This window comes from Telluria sp. ZT3P25 (genome assembly GCF_059685895.1).
Genome location: NZ_JCASIJ010000001.1, coordinates 579000 through 597354 on the forward strand (window position 1 = coordinate 579000; position 18355 = coordinate 597354).

General features: G+C 61.5%; 16 protein-coding genes and 2 tRNA genes. 8 read left to right on the forward strand and 10 right to left on the reverse strand.

Annotated elements, in window-relative coordinates; translation table 11 throughout:
- The first annotated feature begins 32 nt into the window (after nucleotides 1-32).
- Both AC56LY_RS02565 and AC56LY_RS02570 read left to right on the forward strand, forming a co-directional pair.
- A complete protein-coding gene (locus AC56LY_RS02565) occupies nucleotides 33-1061 on the forward strand; it encodes a hypothetical protein (RefSeq protein WP_499576314.1) in 1029 nt (342 codons plus the stop codon).
- Nucleotides 1062-1083: 22 nt separating this feature from the next.
- Nucleotides 1084-1800: a hypothetical protein gene (locus AC56LY_RS02570; RefSeq protein ID WP_499452594.1), complete on the forward strand. Its 717-nt coding sequence runs from the start codon at nucleotides 1084-1086 to the stop codon at nucleotides 1798-1800.
- A gap of 195 nt (nucleotides 1801-1995) precedes the next feature.
- On the opposite strand, the gene AC56LY_RS02575 is transcribed toward AC56LY_RS02570, so the two are convergent.
- The 6 genes from AC56LY_RS02575 to AC56LY_RS02600 all read right to left on the reverse strand — a co-directional run bounded on the left by AC56LY_RS02575 (nucleotide 1996) and on the right by AC56LY_RS02600 (nucleotide 6457).
- Nucleotides 1996-2331: an STY0301 family protein gene (locus AC56LY_RS02575; RefSeq protein WP_499576318.1), complete on the reverse strand. Its 336-nt coding sequence runs from the start codon at nucleotides 2329-2331 to the stop codon at nucleotides 1996-1998.
- Nucleotides 2328-2765, reverse strand: a complete 438-nt coding sequence (locus AC56LY_RS02580; protein WP_499576320.1) for a BPSL0067 family protein — start codon at nucleotides 2763-2765, stop codon at nucleotides 2328-2330. The genes AC56LY_RS02575 and AC56LY_RS02580 overlap by 4 nt, the downstream gene beginning before the upstream one ends.
- 467 nt (nucleotides 2766-3232) lie before the next feature.
- Nucleotides 3233-3308: transfer RNA gene (locus tag AC56LY_RS02585), tRNA-His, on the reverse strand.
- 76 nt (nucleotides 3309-3384) lie between these two features.
- A complete protein-coding gene (gene murI / locus AC56LY_RS02590) occupies nucleotides 3385-4260 on the reverse strand; it encodes a glutamate racemase (RefSeq protein ID WP_499576324.1) in 876 nt (291 codons plus the stop codon).
- Between the two features lie 17 nt (nucleotides 4261-4277).
- Nucleotides 4278-5813, reverse strand: a complete 1536-nt coding sequence (locus AC56LY_RS02595; protein ID WP_183549636.1) for a fumarate hydratase — start codon at nucleotides 5811-5813, stop codon at nucleotides 4278-4280.
- Between the two features lie 35 nt (nucleotides 5814-5848).
- Nucleotides 5849-6457, reverse strand: coding sequence for a TIGR00645 family protein (locus AC56LY_RS02600; RefSeq protein WP_499576326.1), 609 nt, complete (start codon nucleotides 6455-6457; stop codon nucleotides 5849-5851).
- A gap of 220 nt (nucleotides 6458-6677) precedes the next feature.
- On the opposite strand from AC56LY_RS02600, the gene acs reads away from it, so the two are divergent.
- Nucleotides 6678-8678 (forward strand): acetate--CoA ligase, encoded by a 2001-nt coding sequence (gene acs / locus AC56LY_RS02605; RefSeq protein ID WP_499576328.1) that lies wholly within the window; start codon nucleotides 6678-6680, stop codon nucleotides 8676-8678.
- Between the two features lie 90 nt (nucleotides 8679-8768).
- On the opposite strand, the gene AC56LY_RS02610 is transcribed toward acs, so the two are convergent.
- A complete protein-coding gene (locus AC56LY_RS02610) occupies nucleotides 8769-11474 on the reverse strand; it encodes a polysaccharide deacetylase family protein (RefSeq protein WP_499576331.1) in 2706 nt (901 codons plus the stop codon).
- A 168-nt stretch (nucleotides 11475-11642) separates the two neighbouring features.
- Here AC56LY_RS02610 and AC56LY_RS02615 point away from each other — a divergent pair.
- Both AC56LY_RS02615 and AC56LY_RS02620 read left to right on the forward strand, forming a co-directional pair.
- Nucleotides 11643-11733, forward strand: a tRNA-Ser gene (locus tag AC56LY_RS02615).
- A 291-nt stretch (nucleotides 11734-12024) separates the two neighbouring features.
- The gene (locus tag AC56LY_RS02620) at nucleotides 12025-13173 is read left to right on the forward strand and encodes an acyltransferase family protein (RefSeq protein WP_499576333.1); all 1149 of its coding nucleotides are present in this window, start codon (nucleotides 12025-12027) and stop codon (nucleotides 13171-13173) included.
- Between the two features lie 102 nt (nucleotides 13174-13275).
- Here AC56LY_RS02620 and AC56LY_RS02625 read toward each other — a convergent pair whose 3' ends face one another.
- From AC56LY_RS02625 to AC56LY_RS02635, 3 genes are read right to left on the reverse strand one after another with little or no spacing between them, the layout of a single operon-like run.
- Nucleotides 13276-13962: a dihydrofolate reductase family protein gene (locus tag AC56LY_RS02625; RefSeq protein ID WP_499576335.1), complete on the reverse strand. Its 687-nt coding sequence runs from the start codon at nucleotides 13960-13962 to the stop codon at nucleotides 13276-13278.
- A gap of 49 nt (nucleotides 13963-14011) precedes the next feature.
- Nucleotides 14012-14875 (reverse strand): oxidoreductase, encoded by an 864-nt coding sequence (locus AC56LY_RS02630; RefSeq protein WP_499576337.1) that lies wholly within the window; start codon nucleotides 14873-14875, stop codon nucleotides 14012-14014.
- Complete coding sequence (locus tag AC56LY_RS02635; protein ID WP_482897739.1) at nucleotides 14875-15051, reverse strand: DUF3606 domain-containing protein; 177 nt, start codon at nucleotides 15049-15051, stop codon at nucleotides 14875-14877. The genes AC56LY_RS02630 and AC56LY_RS02635 overlap by 1 nt, the downstream gene beginning before the upstream one ends.
- Before the next feature lie 366 nt (nucleotides 15052-15417).
- Between AC56LY_RS02635 and AC56LY_RS02640 the strand changes: the two genes are divergently transcribed.
- The 3 genes from AC56LY_RS02640 to AC56LY_RS02650 all read left to right on the forward strand — a co-directional run bounded on the left by AC56LY_RS02640 (nucleotide 15418) and on the right by AC56LY_RS02650 (nucleotide 18353).
- Nucleotides 15418-16449 carry a hypothetical protein gene (locus tag AC56LY_RS02640; protein ID WP_499576340.1) on the forward strand — a complete coding sequence of 344 codons (1032 nt, stop codon included), beginning with the start codon at nucleotides 15418-15420 and terminating at the stop codon, nucleotides 16447-16449.
- A complete protein-coding gene (locus AC56LY_RS02645; RefSeq protein WP_499576342.1) occupies nucleotides 16446-16838 on the forward strand; it encodes an agmatine deiminase family protein in 393 nt (130 codons plus the stop codon). Before AC56LY_RS02640 ends, AC56LY_RS02645 begins: the two co-directional genes overlap by 4 nt.
- 87 nt (nucleotides 16839-16925) lie before the next feature.
- Nucleotides 16926-18353, forward strand: coding sequence for a C69 family dipeptidase (locus AC56LY_RS02650; RefSeq protein WP_499576345.1), 1428 nt, complete (start codon nucleotides 16926-16928; stop codon nucleotides 18351-18353).
- Nucleotides 18354-18355: the final 2 nt, after the last annotated feature.

Sequence of the window (18355 nt, forward strand, 5' to 3'; positions counted from 1 at the left end):
CGCCGAGTGTGCCTGTGCCTGCGGCGCCCGTCGTGACATCGCGACCAGTTGCGGCGCCGACGGCAAGCGTCCCGCCCGCTGCTGCGGTGTTGCCGCCATCTGCTCCAGCAACGCCTTACCGGCCTGCAGCCGATCGCGCACCGATACCGCCTGCGACGCGCAAAGGCGGAAAGGGCAAGTGGATCGCCGGCGGGATCGCGCTGCTGCTGATTGTGCTCTACAACATGGGTTCCGGCGACAAGCCGGTGATCGAGGAAAACGCCTGTGAATCGGCCTTCGACCTGGGCACCCAGGCGGTCACGTCGGGCGACCTCGCTGCCGCGCGTACCCAGGCGCTGCGGGCCAGCGCCGAATGCGGCGACAAGGAACGCGCCAAGGTCAACACTTTGCAACGTGCGATTGCAGCAGCGGAAAAGACCGACAACGCCTGCCAGCGCAACTTCCGTTCAATCGACGGCTTGCTGCAGGATAGCCGGCCCGGTCGTGCGCGCGCAGGACTGAACGAATTGACGGCGGCGTGTTCAAACAAGCCGGAGGCCGAAGCCTTGCGCACCCGGCTGGAAGCGATCCAGGAAGCCATCAAGGCGGCGCTGGCTGACGTGCGCAGTGCGCTCGATGCACGTGACCAGGAGCAAGCCAGGGCCGCACTGGCCAAACTGACTGGCCTGAACCGCGATGAACCCAGCCTGAACCAGCTTAAATGGGAGGTCGACGCACTGGACGCCGCCGCTGCGGCTGCAGCTCAACCGGCGCCGCCTGCGGAGGTCTTCATGCCAGGCGCGGCACCGGTTCCGCGCGCATCAAGCCAGGAGCCGGCTGCGCAGCGTGCGCCGACTGCGTCAGTTACCCAAGACGCGGGCGCCGCGCAGCGCACGTCGATGGCAACGATGTTCCTGCGCGATGCCGAGCAGGCGCTGTTGCAGCGAAAATTTGATGCCGCGAAAACCTATGTAGAAAGCGCACGCCGGGCCGACCCGAACAATCCGCAGCTCGACAGCATGATGCAGCAGATCCGCGATCGCGAACGCCAGATGCTGCAAGAAGAAACCACCATCAGATAATGCAGTTTCATCAGGAAAAACCATGAAAACGCCAATGAAAAAGATCGTTGTCCTGACGTTGCTGACGAGCCTGGTGTCCGGCTGCGCCACGACGGGCCAGAGCGGCATGTCGCAAACGCAGTACCCGCAAGGCGGCGTCGCCGCCGAGCAGGACCCGTGCGCCGTCGGCTCATCGGCACTGATGGGCGCCGCAGCCGGCGCATTGCTGGGCGCCCTGATGGATGGCAAGCGCGGCGCAGCACGCGGCGCCGCCGCCGGCGGCATCGTGGCCGCGCTCGGCTGCGTGGCCATCAACTCGCAATCACGCCAGACCCGCACCGCCGCCCAGGTCGACAACGACTTCATCCGCACCCGCGGCCGCCTGCCAGCCGAGCCGCAAGTCGTATCGTATCAACCGCGTCTGAACGCCAGCACGGTACAGCGTGGCAAGCCAGTGGTGGTGACATCGACGGTCGAACTGGTCAACGGTGCGACGACACCGGTCATGCAAGTGCGCGAAGAGTTGGTGGTGTTCGATCAGGATGGCAAGCAGTTCAAATCAGGCTCGAAGGCGCTGACCAACAACTCGGGCGGGCGCTTCGAGAATTCGTTTGAAATCACGCTGCCGAAGGATGCGTCGCAGGGACGCTATGCGCTGCGAACCAATTTGTATGTCAATGGCAAGCTGTCGGCGTCGCGGGATTTGAATACGCAGTTGGTGTGGAATGGGGTGGAGCAGGTGATGATTGCCAGCCGCTGACTCAAACTAAAGCCGGGGTCAGGTCTGACATTCGGACACGACCTCAGGCTTAAAGAGCATCGAAGACTAGGGAGTTTTGCTGAGCGAAGAAATTTGATACGTGCAGCAGGGATTGCGAGGCGAATGCAGAGCACGTGTCTGAATGTCAGACCCGACCCCACCTTTCTCGGGCTTGGCCGAAGTAGGGGCGCAAAATCATTTGCACTGGACGGATGCTGTCACTCGGCGCGACTCCAGTGTTCGTTGTTTGAGTATGCAATGTTTCGCGGAAGCGCTAACGCGATACCAGCGAGCGGTGGTGGGCTCGTACCAGCAGGCTATCCACCTCACCTCGCCACCATTGAAACCGAATCTGACATCGTGGCCGCCGCGCACCATTTTTGGCTCACCCATCAATTCGTACTGTTTCCCATCACCTTCAAACATGCCGGCCCCGATGAGTCGCGCTCCAGAATTCTTCGCGGGACAGTCGATTACCTCTGCTTGCACGGCGCCAGAAACCAAGATAATTGCGAGCAATGCGGCCTTCATTTGGAAACCACCACGTAGAACTGGTCTGCGTTATCTGAGTCGGAATAGGCACCTCCCTCGGCCTTGCTTTTGCCCCGCGCGACGATTTCCCGCTGCCTGACGGTATTCGGGATGCGCGTGCGCCACTGGTCCATGACCCGTATATTCTTTGCTTTGGTGCTCGATACGCTCCTCCCGCAAAAATCCACGAACAGCGCTGCATGGTATCCATGCTGATTCGGGAAACGCCCATTACCCTGCTTGTCGAATACGAAGTTCGCGATCACCGTTCCCGGATTCAAATAGCTCAGATCGACCACACGAGGTCCTGGCCGCCATCGGCTTGTATGCCCAACACTTGTCGTTGCCTGCACAAGCGCTACACACTCGCCGTTCGAAAATGGTGCGTGACCGTTTAGTTTTTCCACGTCCCCAGAATATATGAAATAGGCCATAACCCCTCCCAATTGAATTAGGGGTATTTTGTCTTTATAGTTGCTATCAGACTTTGGCGTGGGTCAGCGGGCTTAAGATATGAGGTTGACTTACATGTATCTGAAATAACTCAGAAAACACTTGCTCGCTTATGGCGCGGCGCTTGTCCGGACGGGTGAGCATCCGCTCTCACCGAAGACGACTTGACTGCCATCCAAGGGCCCAGCGCCGACTCGGCCGACGTTCGCACGTTGCTGTGGGAAGCCAGGGAACCCAGGATCAGGTGTCAAAATTGGACACGAACTCGGGCTTAACATAACAGCAATAACCGAGGAAATTTGCTGAGCAAAGAAATTCGATGCCGTGCAGGAATGACTACAGGCTCAATGTTGAGGTCGTGTCCGAATGTCAGACCTGACCCCGGCTTTTGTTCGGATCAGAACGCAAAAAGCCCAGTCCGAAGACTGGGCTTTTTACTTGTATTCTGTGGGGTGGCTGATGGGGCTCGAACCCACGACAACAGGAATCACAATCCTGGACTCTACCAACTGAGCTACAGCCACCACTGAACTACTACATCTGTCTCGTTGTTTCCGCGACAGAACAAGATTATATAAACTTTAGCCCGTGCTTGCAAATTTAATTGCATGTCGAAGCAGAGGGCGCTTGCGGCTCGGCAATGTTGACCGCGTAGACCCGCGGATCGATCCCCAGCAGGCTACGAAACGCCGCCGTCAGCGCGGCCGCACTGGCCGTCGTATAGCCCGTCAGGCCAGCTGACAGCCCCTCAGTGCCCACAGTCCGCGCCAGCCCACCAGCCACCAGCAAGCGTGCCAACTGCCGCGCCACGGCATCCCCCGTATCCACCAGCGCCACGTCACCACGCCCCGCATTCACCAAAAGCCGCTCGATCGCCCCACGCACCAGCGGATAGTGCGTGCAGCCCAGCACCAGCGTATCGGCCTCCTGCGCCAGCAGCGGCGCAATGAAGCGGTCCAGCATGGCCGTCATGGTGCTAGAGTCCAGCTCGCCCAGTTCGATCTGGTCCACCAGGCCCACACATGGCTGCAGCAAAAAATCCACCCCGGTTTCACGATGGATCTGGTCGCGCAGCAGCAAGAACTTTGCGCCTTGCAGGGTGCGCGCCGTCGCCAGCACGCCCACCTTGCCACTGCGGGTCAACGCAGCAGCGGGCTTCAACCCCGGCTCCACCCCGACGACCGGCATGCCCGGATGCGCTTCACGCAGCACGCGCACCGCCGCCACGGTGGCCGTATTGCATGCCACGACGATCGCCTTCGCGCCTTGCCCAATCAGAAAATCAGCAATCGCCAGCACACGCGCAATGACGAGCGCTTCCGGCTTGTCGCCATACGGCGCATAGCCGGAATCGGCAACGTACAACAGGTGTTCATGCGGCAGCTGCGCCTGGATGTGGCGCAGCACCGAGAGACCGCCGACGCCCGAGTCGAAAATGCCGACCGGGGCGTCGTGGGAAAGCGTGGTGGAAACCATGCTGAAGGGGAGAGGTGTTATGCGACGTTGATCGGCACGCCGCGCAGCGATTCGATCTTGGCCGACCATTCCTTCGGGCCGGTCGTGTGGACCGACGTGCCGGTCGAATCGACGGCGACGGTCACTGGCATGTCAGTCACGTCGAACTCGTAGATCGCTTCCATGCCCAGGTCCGCAAAGCCGACCACGGTGGCCGACTTGATCGCTTTCGAGACCAGGTACGCCGAGCCGCCAACCGCCATCAGGTAGGCCGACTGGTGCTTCTTGATCGACTCGATGGCGGCCGGGCCGCGCTCGGCCTTGCCGATCATCGAGATGAGGCCGGTCTGCTCGAGCATCATGTCGGTGAACTTGTCCATGCGCGTGGCGGTCGTCGGGCCAGCTGGGCCGACCACTTCATCGCCGACCGGGTCGACCGGGCCGACGTAATAGATCACGCGGTTGGTGAAGTCCACCGGCAGCGATTCGCCCTTGGCCAGCATGTCCTGGATGCGCTTGTGCGCAGCGTCGCGGCCCGTCAGCATTTTGCCGTTGAGCAGCAGCGTCTGGCCCGGCTGCCACGAAGCGACTTCTTCTTTCGTCAGCGTGTTCAGGTCGACGCGCTTGGATTTCTGCGTGTCCGGCGTCCAGTTCACGTCAGGCCAGCTCGACAGCGCAGGCGGTTCGATGTAGACCGGGCCCGAGCCGTCCAGCACGAAGTGCGCGTGGCGCGTGGCGGCGCAGTTCGGGATCATCGCCACAGGCTTGGAGGCCGCGTGGGTCGGGTACATATTGATCTTCACGTCCAGCACCGTGGTCAGGCCGCCCAGGCCCTGCGCGCCGATGCCCAGCGCGTTGATCTTGTCGCACAGCTCGATGCGCAGCTCTTCAAGCTTGTTGTTCGGGCCGCGCTGGCGCAGCTCGTACATGTCGATGTCTTCCATCAGCGACTCTTTGGCCATCAGCATCGCCTTCTCGGCGGTGCCGCCGATGCCGATGCCGAGCATGCCCGGCGGGCACCAGCCCGCGCCCATCAGCGGCACGGTTTTCAGCACCCAGTCGACCAGCGAGTCGGACGGGTTGAGCATGACGAACTTGGTTTTGTTTTCCGAACCGCCGCCCTTGGCCGCGACTTTCACGTCGACGGTCTCGCCCTCGACCAGCTCCATGTGGACCACGGCCGGGGTGTTGTCCTTGGTGTTCTTGCGCTCGAAATGCGGGTCCGCAACGATCGAGGCGCGCAGCTTGTTGTCGGCGAAGTTGTAGGCGCGGCGCACGCCTTCATTGACAGCATCCGTGACGGTGCCCGTGAAACCCTCGAAGCGCACGCCCATGCCGATTTTCAGGAACACGTTGACGATGCCGGTGTCCTGGCAGATCGGGCGCTTGCCTTCGGCGCACATGCGCGAATTGGTCAGGATCTGGGCGATCGCATCCTTGGCGGCCGGGCTCTGCTCGGCCTCGTAGGCGCGCGCCAGGTGCTGGATGTAATCCGCAGGGTGGTAGTAGCTGATGTACTGCAGTGCTGCCGCGACCGATTCGATCAGGTCGTCTTGGGTAATCACGGTTGCCATGTTCGCTCTTTCAGGAGTACCAGGAAGGTTCTGTTTTAAGAATGCTTGTCGTTGTGCGTGCTCATCACGATGCGGTCGGTGTAGGCAATCGCCATGGCCGAGAGCAGGAACGCGAAGTGGATCAGGGTCTGGAAGAACAGCGTCTTCACGTCGTATGACGACGCATTGATGAAGGTCTTGAGCAGATGAATCGACGAAATGCCGATGATCGCCATCGCCAGCTTGGTCTTCAGGACCGACGCGTTCACGTGCGATAACCACTCTGGCTGGTCCGGGTGACCATCCAGGTGCATGCGCGACACGAACGTCTCATAACCCCCGATGATCACCATGATCAACAGGTTCGAGATCATCACCACATCGATCAGGCCGAGCACGACCAGCATGATGATGGTTTCATTGAGCCGGGTAGGGCGCGTGGCGCCCGGGACGCTGACGGCATCGATGATGTGTTTGAGCGAGTCGGCGTTGCCCATGGCGGCGCCGATCAGGTCGACGAGTTCGACCCAGAAGTGAAAGACGTAGACGCACTGGGCCAGGATCAGGCCCAGATAAAGCGGAAGTTGCAGCCAGCGGCTCGAGAAAATCAGCGAATTGAGGGGCGACAGCTTGCGAAAAGGCTGGTTCGGGGGCAGAGACGACATCGGGATGGAACTCCAGGAAATGCGAGAAAATTCAGCACGGCATTTTACACCGGCGCCAGCGTTACGGTGTCGTCGGGCGCGCACTTGTCCGCTTTGCAAGCGACGGCGTTAGAATGAGGCAGGCGGCATCTGCCGGTCGCCGGGGGCAGGTGTGTAAGGGCTCAGTAAGCGAGCGCCCCTATGGTATCGGCATAACCCACTAACTAGAATGGAGACTGACATGTCCGAGAACGAGACGACGCAAGAGCAATCCCAGGGCCTGCAAGAACACCGCGTATTCCAGCCGCCGCACGACTTTGCCGCCAACGCCACCGTCAGCGGCATGGCCGCCTACGACAAGCTGTGCGCCGAAGCGGCCAGCGACTACGAAGGTTTCTGGGCGCGCCTGGCGCGCGAGAACCTCGACTGGCACAAGCCATTTACCAGCACGCTCGACGAGTCCGACGCACCGTTCTACAAATGGTTCGGCGACGGCCAGCTCAATGCGTCGTACAACTGCCTCGACCGCAACCTTGAAAACGGCAACGCCGACAAGACCGCGATCATCTTCGAAGCCGACGACGGCGCCGTCAATCGCGTGACCTACCGCGAGCTGCACGAGCGTGTCTGCAAATTCGCCAACGCGCTCAAGTCGCGCGGCATCAAGAAGGGTGACCGCGTCATCATCTACATGTCGATGTCGGTCGAAGGCATCAGCGCGATGCAGGCCTGCGCCCGCATCGGCGCGACCCACTCGGTGGTGTTCGGCGGCTTCTCCGCCAAGTCGCTGCAGGAGCGCATCATCGACGCCGGCGCAGTTGCGGTCATCACGGCTGACGAGCAGCAGCGCGGCGGCAAATCGCTGCCCCTCAAAGCCATCGTCGACGAAGCCCTGGGCATGGGTGGCTGCGACACGGTCAAGGACGTCATCGTCTACCGCCGCACCGGCGGCGACGTCGCTTTCAAGGAAGGCCGCGACCTGTGGCTGCACGAGCTGGTTGAAGGCCAGTCGGCCGACTGCGAGCCGGAATGGGTCGACGCCGAGCACCCGCTGTTCATCCTCTACACGTCCGGCTCGACCGGCACCCCGAAAGGCGTGCAGCACTCGACCGGCGGCTACCTGCTGTGGGCCGCGCTGACCATGAAGTGGACGTTCGACCTGAAGCCCGACGACGTCTTCTGGTGCACCGCCGACATCGGCTGGATCACGGGTCACACCTACATCGCCTATGGCCCGCTGGCCGTCGGCGGCACGCAGGTCGTGTTCGAGGGCGTGCCCACCTTCCCGAACGCCGGCCGCTTCTGGAAAACGATCGAAAAGCACAAGGTCAGCATCTTCTACACGGCGCCAACGGCGATCCGCTCGCTGATCAAGGCGTCGGACGTGGACGAAAAAGTCCATCCGAAGAATTCGGACCTGTCGAGCCTGCGCCTGTTGGGTTCGGTCGGCGAGCCGATCAATCCGGAAGCCTGGATGTGGTACTACAAGAACGTCGGCGGCGAACGCTGCCCGATCGTCGACACCTTCTGGCAGACCGAAACGGGTGGCCACATGATCACGCCGCTGCCAGGCGCGACGCCGATGGTACCGGGTTCGTGCACGCTGCCGCTGCCGGGCATTATGGCCGCGATTGTCGATGAAGCCGGCGCCGACGTGCCGAACGGGCAGGGCGGCATCCTGGTCGTCAAGCGCCCATGGCCGTCGATGATCCGTACCATCTGGAATAACCCGGACCGGTTCCGCACCAGTTACTTCCCGGACGAGCTGGGTGGCAAATACTATCTGGCGGGCGACGGCGCGATCCGCAACAAGGACACGGGCAACTTCACGATCACGGGCCGCATCGACGACGTGCTGAACGTGTCGGGTCACCGCATGGGCACGATGGAAATCGAATCGGCGCTGGTCGCCAATTCGCTGGTGGCCGAAGCGGCGGTGGTGGGGCGCCCGGACGACACGACGGGCGAATCGATCTGCGCCTTTGTCGTGCTCAAGGGCGCACGGCCAACCGGCGAAGAAGCCAAGAAAATCGCCAATGAACTGCGTGCGTGGGTGGGCAAGGAGATCGGTCCGATCGCCAAGCCGAAGGAAATCCGCTTCGGCGACAATCTGCCGAAAACCCGCTCGGGCAAGATCATGCGCCGCCTGCTGCGCGTGCTGGCCAAGGGCGAGAACATTACGCAGGATGTGTCGACGCTTGAAAATCCAGCGATTCTGGAGCAGTTGAAAGAATCGGCGTAATCGCAAGTAGCTGCACCGGCCTGCAGGTCGGTGAAAAAATGCCCGTGGTCGCATTGCGAACACGGGCATTTTTTATGACGCCAACCACCATCACAACTTCTGCAACTGCTCCTTCGCATACGCCGCACCCGCACCGGTCGGCGCCAATTCCAGATACGTCGTGAACGCCGCTTTGGCTTTCTGCGGCTGCTTCGCCCTCACATACGCATCGCCCAGATTGCGATACGCAATCGCACGCGACGGATCGATCTTGACGGTGTTCTCAAACCAGCGCGCCGCCTCGACAAAACGATCCTGTTTGTAAAACACGAAGCCCAGGTTATTGGCCGCCAGCGCAAAGTCCGGCCGCAGCTTGAGCGCCTCGGTAAACTGCGCCTCGGCCTGCGCATACTGCTTCTCTTTATACAGTTGCAACCCCAGATCATTGGCCCGCTGCGCCTGCTGCCGGCTTGACACCGGCACCGCCGCCGGCGCCTTGAGCCGCGTCTCGCCACCCTGCAGATCCTTGACCACCACCGTGCCCGTTGCCTTCGACGCCTGCGCATCGAGCCGTGTGTTGAGCGCAATCGCATCGTTCGACAACTGCGCCGTGCCGGCCGTGAGGAACTCGGTTTCTTCGGGCAGCTCGAATACGAAGTCGCCGCCTTCCGAGCCCGGCAAGCTGCCAAAAGCCGGCGTCTGCTGCGACACGCTGGAGACGGCCGGCGCCACATACGCCGCCAGCTCGGTGGCCGTGATCAGGCCATCGCCATTCAGGTCACCCTTGCCGCCCAGGCCCTGCATCAGCGTCCAGGTAAAGACTGAGTGGCCATTCGGTCCGCCATCGGCCACCAGCTGGTCGGTGCCGCCGGCCGTCAGCATCTGCCGTCCCAGGCGGCGCGCATTATCGCGCAAGAACGACGCGTTGGCCGCGCCGCGCGTCAGGCCAAGGCCGCTGTAGCAGGCGTCCATCACGAACAGCGCGTGCTTGGCGGGCAGGCTCTCGGCGATGTTCTGGATTTCGGTCATCGGGATCGCATCGGTGGCCAGGTTGTTCGGGTCGGCGTCAAACGGTACGATGTAGCCGAGATCGCGCCCGGAACTGAGCTTGCGCGTGGCGCCATGCCCGGCAAAGAACACGAACACGCGGTCGTTCGGCTGCAAGCCGCCATGGGCCAGGCGATCGTGGAACGCAGCCAGGATGCCCTGGCGCGTGGCCTGTTCATTCTTTAGTGTGATCACGCGCTCCTGCGCGAAGCCGAACTTCTGCACCAGCAGCCGCTCGACGCCTTCGGCATCGCGCACCGCATATTCCAGGCGCGGCCATTTCGGATAATTGTCGATGCCCACCAGGATCGCCCACGAATTGGCGTAGCCGGTGGCCGCGGCGCGCGGTGCCGGTGCAGGCGCCGCCTTGCTGTCGACCTTGAACGTCGCGCCATCCCAGCCGGCAAATTGGTAACCCTCCGCGGCCAGGCGTTCGAGAATCATCGGCAGCGCCTTGACGGTGCGCTCGTGAATATCGTGAAACAGGATGATGCCGCGGCCTTCCTTCTCGACGCTGCGCAGCACGCGGTCGGCGATCGACGACGGCACCGGGTCGGCCCAGTCGAGCGAATCGATATTCCACATCATCGACGTGAGCTGCGCATCGGCCAGCAATTGCATGCCTTCGCGATTGCGCGCGCCGTACGGAAAGCGAAACAGCGACGAGCGCTGCGGATCGACCGCCTTGAGCAGCGTGTCGGTATCGAGGATCTCGGACTTGAGCTTCGCGCCCGTCTGCTTCGATAGCTGCGCATGCGTGAGGCTGTGATTGGCCAGCACGTAGCCGGCGTCCTTGAGCTTGCGACTGACCTGGGCATTGGCGCTCAGTTTGGCGGAACCCTGCGCATCGAGCGCGCCCAGGTTGCGCCCGACGTTGAAGAAGATCGCCGGCGCGTTGTACTGCTTGAGGATCGCGGCGATTTCTTCGCTGTAGCGGCGGTGCGGGCCGTCGTCGAAGGTCAGCAGCACGGTCTTTTTTGGCAGCGACTTGCCGAAGATCTCGGCGCCTTCGCGGCTGGCCTGCGCTGGCGCCCCCGGTTCTGGAGCAGCAGGTTCCGGTTCCGGCGTAGCGGGGTAGGGCAGCACGACGCCGTATTCCTTCAGGATGCGCTCGCGCGTGTAGAGTTTCTTAAGGTAGGCGATGTAGCTGTCCCACTTCTCGCGCTTCAGCTCAATCGCGCGCGTGTCGTAGCGCCCGAAGATCGCGCGGATCTCCTTCTCGTAATTGCGCTCGATCTCGGCCAGTGCGTCGAGGTCTTCCGAGATCCGTTTGTGCAGCTTGATCGCGGCGAGCGACGAATCGCTGGCGATCTGCGCCTGCAGGCTGCGCAGCGTTTCGCGAAACGCCAGGCGGTCGGCGTCGTACAGGCCGTCGCCCGACTCGATATAGTCGAGCAGGGTGCTGATGGCGTCGAAGCGGCGTGGGTTGTTTGACGCGATCAGGGTAGCCAACGCCGTCTCGACGCGACCGATGCGTTCCTGGTTTTCGTGGAACAGCTGCTGGCCGATGCGGTTTGCCTGGGCGCGCTCGGCGGCGGGCAGAGTTGCCTCGTCGTGGGTCAGCACAATGATTTTGCGGTAGGCGTCGAGCATGGCGCGCAGCTCGGTTGCGATGGCGCTGGCGTCTTGGGTGCTGGTAGCGGTTGCGGTTGCGGGGGCAGGCTTCGTTTCCGGTGCCCCGGTCGGGGTGCGGTTCACGAGCCAAGAGCCGGCGCCGGCGCCAGCGGCGGCCACAGCGAAGATGATGAGATAAAGTGATGTGCGTTTCACGACGTATCCGTTGCGGGTAGCGTGCCAGAGGGGCAGGCCAGCCGGGAACGATACCATTCAGAGGTGGTGCGAGGAAAGAGGTCAGCGGGACGTTGCAGGATCGGTCTTGTACTACCAGGAATTGTTGTTATAATGAGCGGCTTCGTGGAACGCGCACGTCGACCATCAGGAGAGATGGATGAGTGGTTTAAGTCGCACGCCTGGAAAGCGTGTGTAGGTTCATAGCCTACCGGGGGTTCGAATCCCCCTCTCTCCGCCAAGAACACAAGCCGTTGATTTGACGAAAAAAATCCTCCAGACTCGGAGGATTTTTTTTGCCCGTTTTACTATAGATTCGGGCTGTACCATGCAAATGAATACCCCAGTGGTTTGACCAAGTCCGAACGTTGCCGACAGATGCGGTCTGTGATCTTCCTGTTGGCGTGCGAGAGCTGGCTGCGGGCGTACTTCAAGATAGTCGGATCGCTGGGGCACTTGGCACGAAGGTGCGCTCGGTGAAGTTCCCGTCACCCTTGTTCCCATTGCAAGGTAACTACCTTCGCCAATTTATATGAATATTTCTAATCCTGTCTTCGCTATAGCTTTAACGCTGTTGGCATTTCTGGCGATAAAAGTGACGTTTCTATTTGAAGGCAAGCGTCCTCCACCGATGCGGTTTGGCACCATCAATGGTTTGCGTGGATATCTTGCACTCTTCGTGATGTTGCACCATGCGTGCATGTGGTTCGTATTGGTCCAGACAGGCAGATGGGATGTGCCTCGGCCAAATTTGTATGGACCTCTCGGCCAGGCGAGCGTTCTCATGTTTTTCATGATCACGAGTTTTTTATTCTATGACAAACTATTGAATGCGCGGGGGCTCAGGTTTGACTGGAAAGCATTTTTCATCGGCCGCTTTTTCCGTATTGCGCCGCTATATTACGTGGTCCTGGTATTTGTTTTTCTAACCGTTGCCTACCTGTCAGACTGGCGCGTCGTCGACAGCCTGCAAGCGATTTTCCTCGCCGTCGCGAAGTGGTTGTTGTTCACCATTCCTACCGCCGCGCCGCTCAACGGCCACACCGATTCCTGGATCATCATGGCTGGCGTGACATGGTCGCTCCGCTACGAGTGGTGTTTCTATCTGGCGCTGCCATTGATTTCGCTGGCTGTGGGGCAACGTCCAGGTTGGCTCTTGTTGCTGGTCTCGGTCGCAGCGCTGTTCATCGGTTGGCGGATTGGATTGAATAGTCGATTTGCAGCCGTATTTTTGGGTGGCATCCTGGCCGCGTATCTGGTGCGGGACCCAAAATTTACCCGATTCTGTGAAAAAAAGGTGGCCTCGGTATTGGTGCTGCTTTGTTTTGCTGCGGCGCTTCAATTCGACAATCTGCTGCAGATTGCGCCGTGTATCGCGCTGATCACCGCATTCTGCTTGATTGCCGGGGGTTCCGATATGTTCGGCCTGTTCTCGTTACCGACGTCTCACAGGCTCGGCGAACTCGCCTATGGCATCTATTTAATCCACGGCATCGTGCTGTTTGTAGCGATAAATTTTGTTGTCGGCAAAAATGCGACGGCTGATATGTCGGTGCCGATCTACTGGGTGTTTGTTGCAGTGCTGGCGCTGGTCACCCTGGGGCTGTCTGGCATCGCATACCACTACGTTGAGAAGCCAGGAATCGCTCTGGGCAAGCGACTTGGCAAGCGAAGCGCATGATCCCTGGCCGGCCCTGATGGCCCCGGACCCTCGATCCATTCAGACAGACCGTGGATCGAACGTTGGCGCGCGTGAATCAAAGATCGTCGCGCGCCAAAAACGTTATGACCGCTTGTAACGCAGCCAAACACCGCCACTGTCCTGAACCTCGGCCGAATCGAGTTTCAGGTAACTCGGCTGCTTCCAGGCCTCCTCGGCAATTTCAAACGACGCAGGATGATGGCCACGCCCGTCGATCAGCGGCAGTATCAACACGCTGACTTCATCGACCAGGCCAGCGTTGACGAAGGAGCCGCTGACGTGCGGGCCGCCTTCGACGATCAGTCGCTTCGTGCCCAGCTCATCGGCCAGGATCTGGACGACCTGCGCCAGATCGATCTCGGTTTTGCCTGCGAAGAAATACGACACCTCGATCGACTGCAGATAAGCCAGATAGTCATCCGACACGGCTTCCGTCAGCACCGCAACCACGTGCGAGCCGAGCGCTTCATTGCTCTTCCATGCAACCTTGCCGTGACCATCGATCGCAATGGCGTAGGTCTTCGCGTCACGCCTGGCGAAATAGGGCGTGCGCGGAATCGGCTCCTTTGCCAATCCTTTTGGATAACCTTCGCCATGGGCGATTTCTTCCATGGTCGTACGGCCGCAAATCCAGCCATCGAATTCAAACGTTGCGGCGAGCTTTTCATACAGCTCGCCCGCAGCTTTCTTGAATGGTCGATCCCAGCCATCGGTCAGTGCATGGCCATCGATGGACGACATCATGTGGCAAATAACATAGGGTTTCATTAAATTCTCCAAAACGAGACATGAGAAAACTGCTCGTCAGTAAAAAGGGTCATGCCCCGTCATTAAAGTCGGCAGACAGACTCAGATCACGTTGCAGCGAGATGTCGCGGACACGTTGCTCAAGGCGCTCAACAACCGCATCGAAGCCCCAGGCGCCCAGTACAAGATGGCGTGGCGCGTCGGCGCCATTCGCAATCGTGACCATGGCCTGCGCGGCCCTGACCGGGTCACCCGCCTGCCCGCCGCTGGTTTCTTTGGTGACGGCCAGGCGCTTTGCCGCCGTATCGGCGTAATCGGCAATCCGGCTCGTCGTCTGGCGTAGAGAGCGGCCCGCCCAATCCGTCCGAAACGGGCCAGGCTCGACGCACGTCACGCCAATCCCCAGCGGAAGCACTTCGGCGCGCAGCGCGTCCGACCAGCCCTCGACCGCATGCTTCGAAGCGGCGTAGTAGCCCGACCCCGGATAACCGATGAGGCCAGCGACCGAAGTGATGTTGAGGATGTTGCCCTTGCGCTGCTCGCGCATCAGCGGAAGGACCGCCCGCGTCATCGCAAACAGGCCGAAGACGTTCGTGTCGAACTGCGCACGAATTTCCGCGTCGTCACCTTCTTCCACGGTGCTTTGGTAACCGTAGCCGGCGTTGTTGACCAGAACGTCAATGCGTTCGAATCGTTCGCGCGTCGCAGCAACGGCTGCAGCAACGTCGTCAGGGCGCGTGACATCCAGCGACAGCGCGAGCACGCGATCCGGTGCACTGTTTTCGATGTCTGCGATGGCGTCCTTGTCGCGCGCGGTAACCACCACGCGCCAACCGCGCTGGACGATCAGTTCAGCCAGAGCCCGGCCAAGGCCAGTTGAACAGCCGGTAATGAACCAGACCGGCGTGTTCTCTTGCTCGAGTAAGCGCGGCATTACTTGTTCAAGTGCTCGCGCACCTTGGCTGCACTGTTGCCCACCTGGCCAACCACGCGCTCCAGCTCTTCTTTACTGATGCCCAGGGCTTCAGTCCAATAGCGGACCTCGTGGGCTTCCGTGAGACTGATCAGGTTACGGTCGGGGTTGCCTCGGTTCGAAAGATTATCTGACATGGGTATCTCCTTAAAACCTCAGGATGCGCGGTCAGGGCGCGTCGAGTCCGTGCGTGACTTCACGAACGCAGAACAACCTGGCCATGACATGACGGCATTTCGCGCGGCATTCAATGCGGCGTCACCGTGATCGACACCGGATGTCTTCATCCGTTCAACTGCCGCAAATGCCATGCGATGGCGGCCCTGTTGCGTCTGGTTGGCAATCTTTTTCGCCTTTGTTGAGCTTGCTCAAACAGTGAGCTTGTGAGCCGTCAGCATGTCTTTATTTCAAATTAAAAAGTGTTATTAATGCAATCCTGCAGCGCTGCTTTGCTGGTGTGCGGTAAGAAAAATCGATGCTTGATCCAACCCCTGGAGAACACAATGTCGCTTGATCTGACGAAGTCCTCTCATCTGGTGCAGTTGACGCGCCCGAAGCGCCCCACGCCCCGCCAACTGGCCATGGCGTTCGAGTCCCAGGTCGGCATTGCACCGCCGCCGGCCAGTCAAATCTACCGTGATGACACGCCGCAGCCGGTCAGCGCCATTCCCGAGTACGCCCCGATGGGTGGCGTGCTGATCGCGTATCCCGGGGTGCAGGCGCCGCCGACGACGCGCGCGCAACTGACGCCGTCAGGGCCGCGTGCGTTTGGCATACCGGATGAGCTCATCGTTCGGATGCAGCAGAATGACACTGGCAATCCGGTGCATATTTTCGTGTTGTGCGATGACGTCGCGATGAAGCCGGTGATCGACGCGAGCCTTGCCGCAGAAGCCGGGCGCCTGCAGCTGAGCTACTACCCGACCCATCTGCACCTGGTGCCGTGGGACACCGACACCTTCTGGACACGCGACTTCGGCCCCTGGTGGATGCGCAACAATGTCACCGGCGCCTATGCGATCGCCAAGCACACCTACACCACGCTGGGCGGTGGCAGCGTCGGCCTGGTGGACGGGGCCGAAAGTGTCGATCCGCATCTTGGCCTCGGCATTTTCCGCCCGAATGACGACTATGCCGCGATTGCCTTTTCCGACTTCCTGAACGCCCCCATCCGGGCGTGGAACAAGGCCAGCTGGGGCAACCAGAAGCAGAACCCGCGCACGCTGGCGCCGCTGCCCGTGCATGACTGGTACTTCACCGGCCTGCTCGATGTGGGCGGCAACTACATGGTCACCGGCCAGAACAAGATCGCGTCGTCGTATCTGGTGGCAACCCAGAACGAGCTGCCCACCAGGGACGAGGAAGACAACACGAACCCCTCGCCGGCGGTGCTCGAACGGCGGCTGGACTACATCCTGCAGCAGCTCAATCGCTTCATGGGCATCGCGTCGTACCACGTGCTGTCCGATCCCACTGGCACCTACATCGGCCACGTCGATTGCTGGGGCAAGTTCCTGGCCGACGACAGGTCTTGATCGCACAGTCGCAGGACGCGGCCACCAACCAGGCGTTCGACCGGATCGCGCAATCGTTCGCCGATGACGGTTTCCGGGTCTATCGCACGATGGTGCAGGACATGTACATCCCCGGCCCCGACAACGGCGCCACGACGGCCGCCTATACCAACAGCCTGATTCTCAACCAGTGTGTGTACGTGCCGCTGGCCGGCCCTGGCCATGAGCAGTTCGATCAGCAGGCGTTGACGACCTACAGGGAAGCGCTGCCCGGCTACCAGGTCATCGGTATTGCAGGCAAGCCGGCGTTCCCGTGGCTGGGCACCGATGCCATGCACTGCCGCACCCGCGGCGTGCCGCGCGACGTGGTCGACAACTGGCTCAAGGCGCAGGCGCCGGCCGCACCATAAGGCCGTCGTGATCCCATCGCGGCGCTGGCGTCTTTGCATTGCCAGCGCGCTGTCTTGACGCATGTGTGACGTAACCGGGAGGGCAGCATGTGCACCAGTATCGCGGTAGGGCGCGACGCCAGCAGCGACGGCAGTCTGCTAGTGGCGCGCAACGAGGATTGCGAACGCGCCAACTGGAACAAGGCCATGATCAGGCGCGCGCAGCCTGAATGGCTGGCCTTTACGAACTCGGTGGCCAATGGTATCTGGACCTTGGGCAACGGCATGCGGGTGCCGGTGCCGGCCACCAGTTATGCGTACACCGGCATGCCCGACGCCAGTGCGGCGGGCGAAGCCATCGCGGCCATCGGCAACCGCTTCCTGTTCGAAGAGCGCGGGGTCAACAGTTGCGACTTCGCGATCTCCGCCACCAATTCGATGACCACCAACCCGGCTGCGCAGGCGGCCGACCCCTTCGTCGGCGACGCCGCGACCGGGGAGGGCGCCGGCCTGGCCGAGAGTATCTTGCCGACCTTGCTGCTGCCCCAGGCGCGTTCCGCCTCCCATGCGCTCGATTTGTTGTCCGGGTATATGCAGACGGTGGGCGCCAGCGAGTCCAACGGCTTGTTCCTGGCCGATCCATCGGACACCTGGTACGTCGAGATCGGCAGCGGCCATCACTGGATTGCCGTGCGGGTGCCGGCCGGCGCCTGCATTGCGGTGGCCAACGCGCTGCGGGTGCATGGCGTCGACCTGGACGACACCGCCAACGTGCGCCATTCGGAGGGCTTGCTGGCGTTCGTGCGCGACCATTGGCTGCTGGCCAATGCCGACCCGCACTGTTTCGATTTTGCCGCCGCGTTTGGCGAACTGGGCCAGCCGTACGACGTGGACCGCATCTGGCTGGCCCAGCTGCTGCTGACGCCATCGCTCGCGCAGCCGGGACGCCAGCTGCAGTATCCGCTGTTCCTGGCGCCGGACCGCCCGGTCGGCCCCGGCGATCTGATGCAGGTACTGCGCGCCGGCTACGAGGGCACCGCGCTGGAAGGGATCGGCCAGCGGCCCATTGGCTGGAGCAAGACGGCGGAAAGTCATGTGATCGTCCTGGATGCCGCGATGCCGGACGGGTTGCGCGCGCTGATCTGGCAGTGCGTCGGCACGCCGCTGTGCGCGCCCTACCTGCCGTTCGTTGGCGGGCTGGAGCACATACCGGAAGCCTACGCGCGTGGCGACGACCACTATGGCACCGACTCGGCCTACTGGACCTATCGCGGGCTGTACACGCTGGCGCAGGCAGCCGGCCGCACCGCACATGTGGCGTCGTTGTGGCTGGCGTATCAGACACAGCTCATCGCGCAGCAACGCGCCCTGCGCAGCCTGCTGAGTGGCGATGATGCCGCGGGGCAGGGGGAGCATGCCGCCATCGCGCTTGCCTGCTCTGCGGGCACCATCGCCGAGGGGCTGGCGCTGGCCCGTGCCATCCGCAACGGGCTCATGACCGACCTCACTGACGTACCCCCTAACTCATCAAATTGATC

Bases quoted from the DNA above. Each gene is read 5' to 3' on its own strand.
- AC56LY_RS02580 (WP_499576320.1), bottom strand. From the start codon at position 2,765: ATGGCCTATTTCATATATTCTGGGGACGTGGAAAAACTAAACGGTCAC.
- AC56LY_RS02600 (WP_499576326.1), bottom strand. From the start codon at position 6,457: ATGTCGTCTCTGCCCCCGAACCAGCCTTTTCGCAAGCTGTCGCCCCTC.
- AC56LY_RS02620 (WP_499576333.1), top strand. From the start codon at position 12,025: ATGAATATTTCTAATCCTGTCTTCGCTATAGCTTTAACGCTGTTGGCA.
- AC56LY_RS02570 (WP_499452594.1), top strand. From the start codon at position 1,084: ATGAAAACGCCAATGAAAAAGATCGTTGTCCTGACGTTGCTGACGAGC.
- AC56LY_RS02625 (WP_499576335.1), bottom strand. From the start codon at position 13,962: ATGAAACCCTATGTTATTTGCCACATGATGTCGTCCATCGATGGCCAT.
- AC56LY_RS02630 (WP_499576337.1), bottom strand. From the start codon at position 14,875: ATGCCGCGCTTACTCGAGCAAGAGAACACGCCGGTCTGGTTCATTACC.
- AC56LY_RS02635 (WP_482897739.1), bottom strand. From the start codon at position 15,051: ATGTCAGATAATCTTTCGAACCGAGGCAACCCCGACCGTAACCTGATC.
- AC56LY_RS02595 (WP_183549636.1), bottom strand. From the start codon at position 5,813: ATGGCAACCGTGATTACCCAAGACGACCTGATCGAATCGGTCGCGGCA.
- murI (WP_499576324.1), bottom strand. From the start codon at position 4,260: ATGGTTTCCACCACGCTTTCCCACGACGCCCCGGTCGGCATTTTCGAC.
- AC56LY_RS02650 (WP_499576345.1), top strand. From the start codon at position 16,926: ATGTGCACCAGTATCGCGGTAGGGCGCGACGCCAGCAGCGACGGCAGT.
- acs (WP_499576328.1), top strand. From the start codon at position 6,678: ATGTCCGAGAACGAGACGACGCAAGAGCAATCCCAGGGCCTGCAAGAA.
- AC56LY_RS02640 (WP_499576340.1), top strand. From the start codon at position 15,418: ATGTCGCTTGATCTGACGAAGTCCTCTCATCTGGTGCAGTTGACGCGC.
- AC56LY_RS02575 (WP_499576318.1), bottom strand. From the start codon at position 2,331: ATGAAGGCCGCATTGCTCGCAATTATCTTGGTTTCTGGCGCCGTGCAA.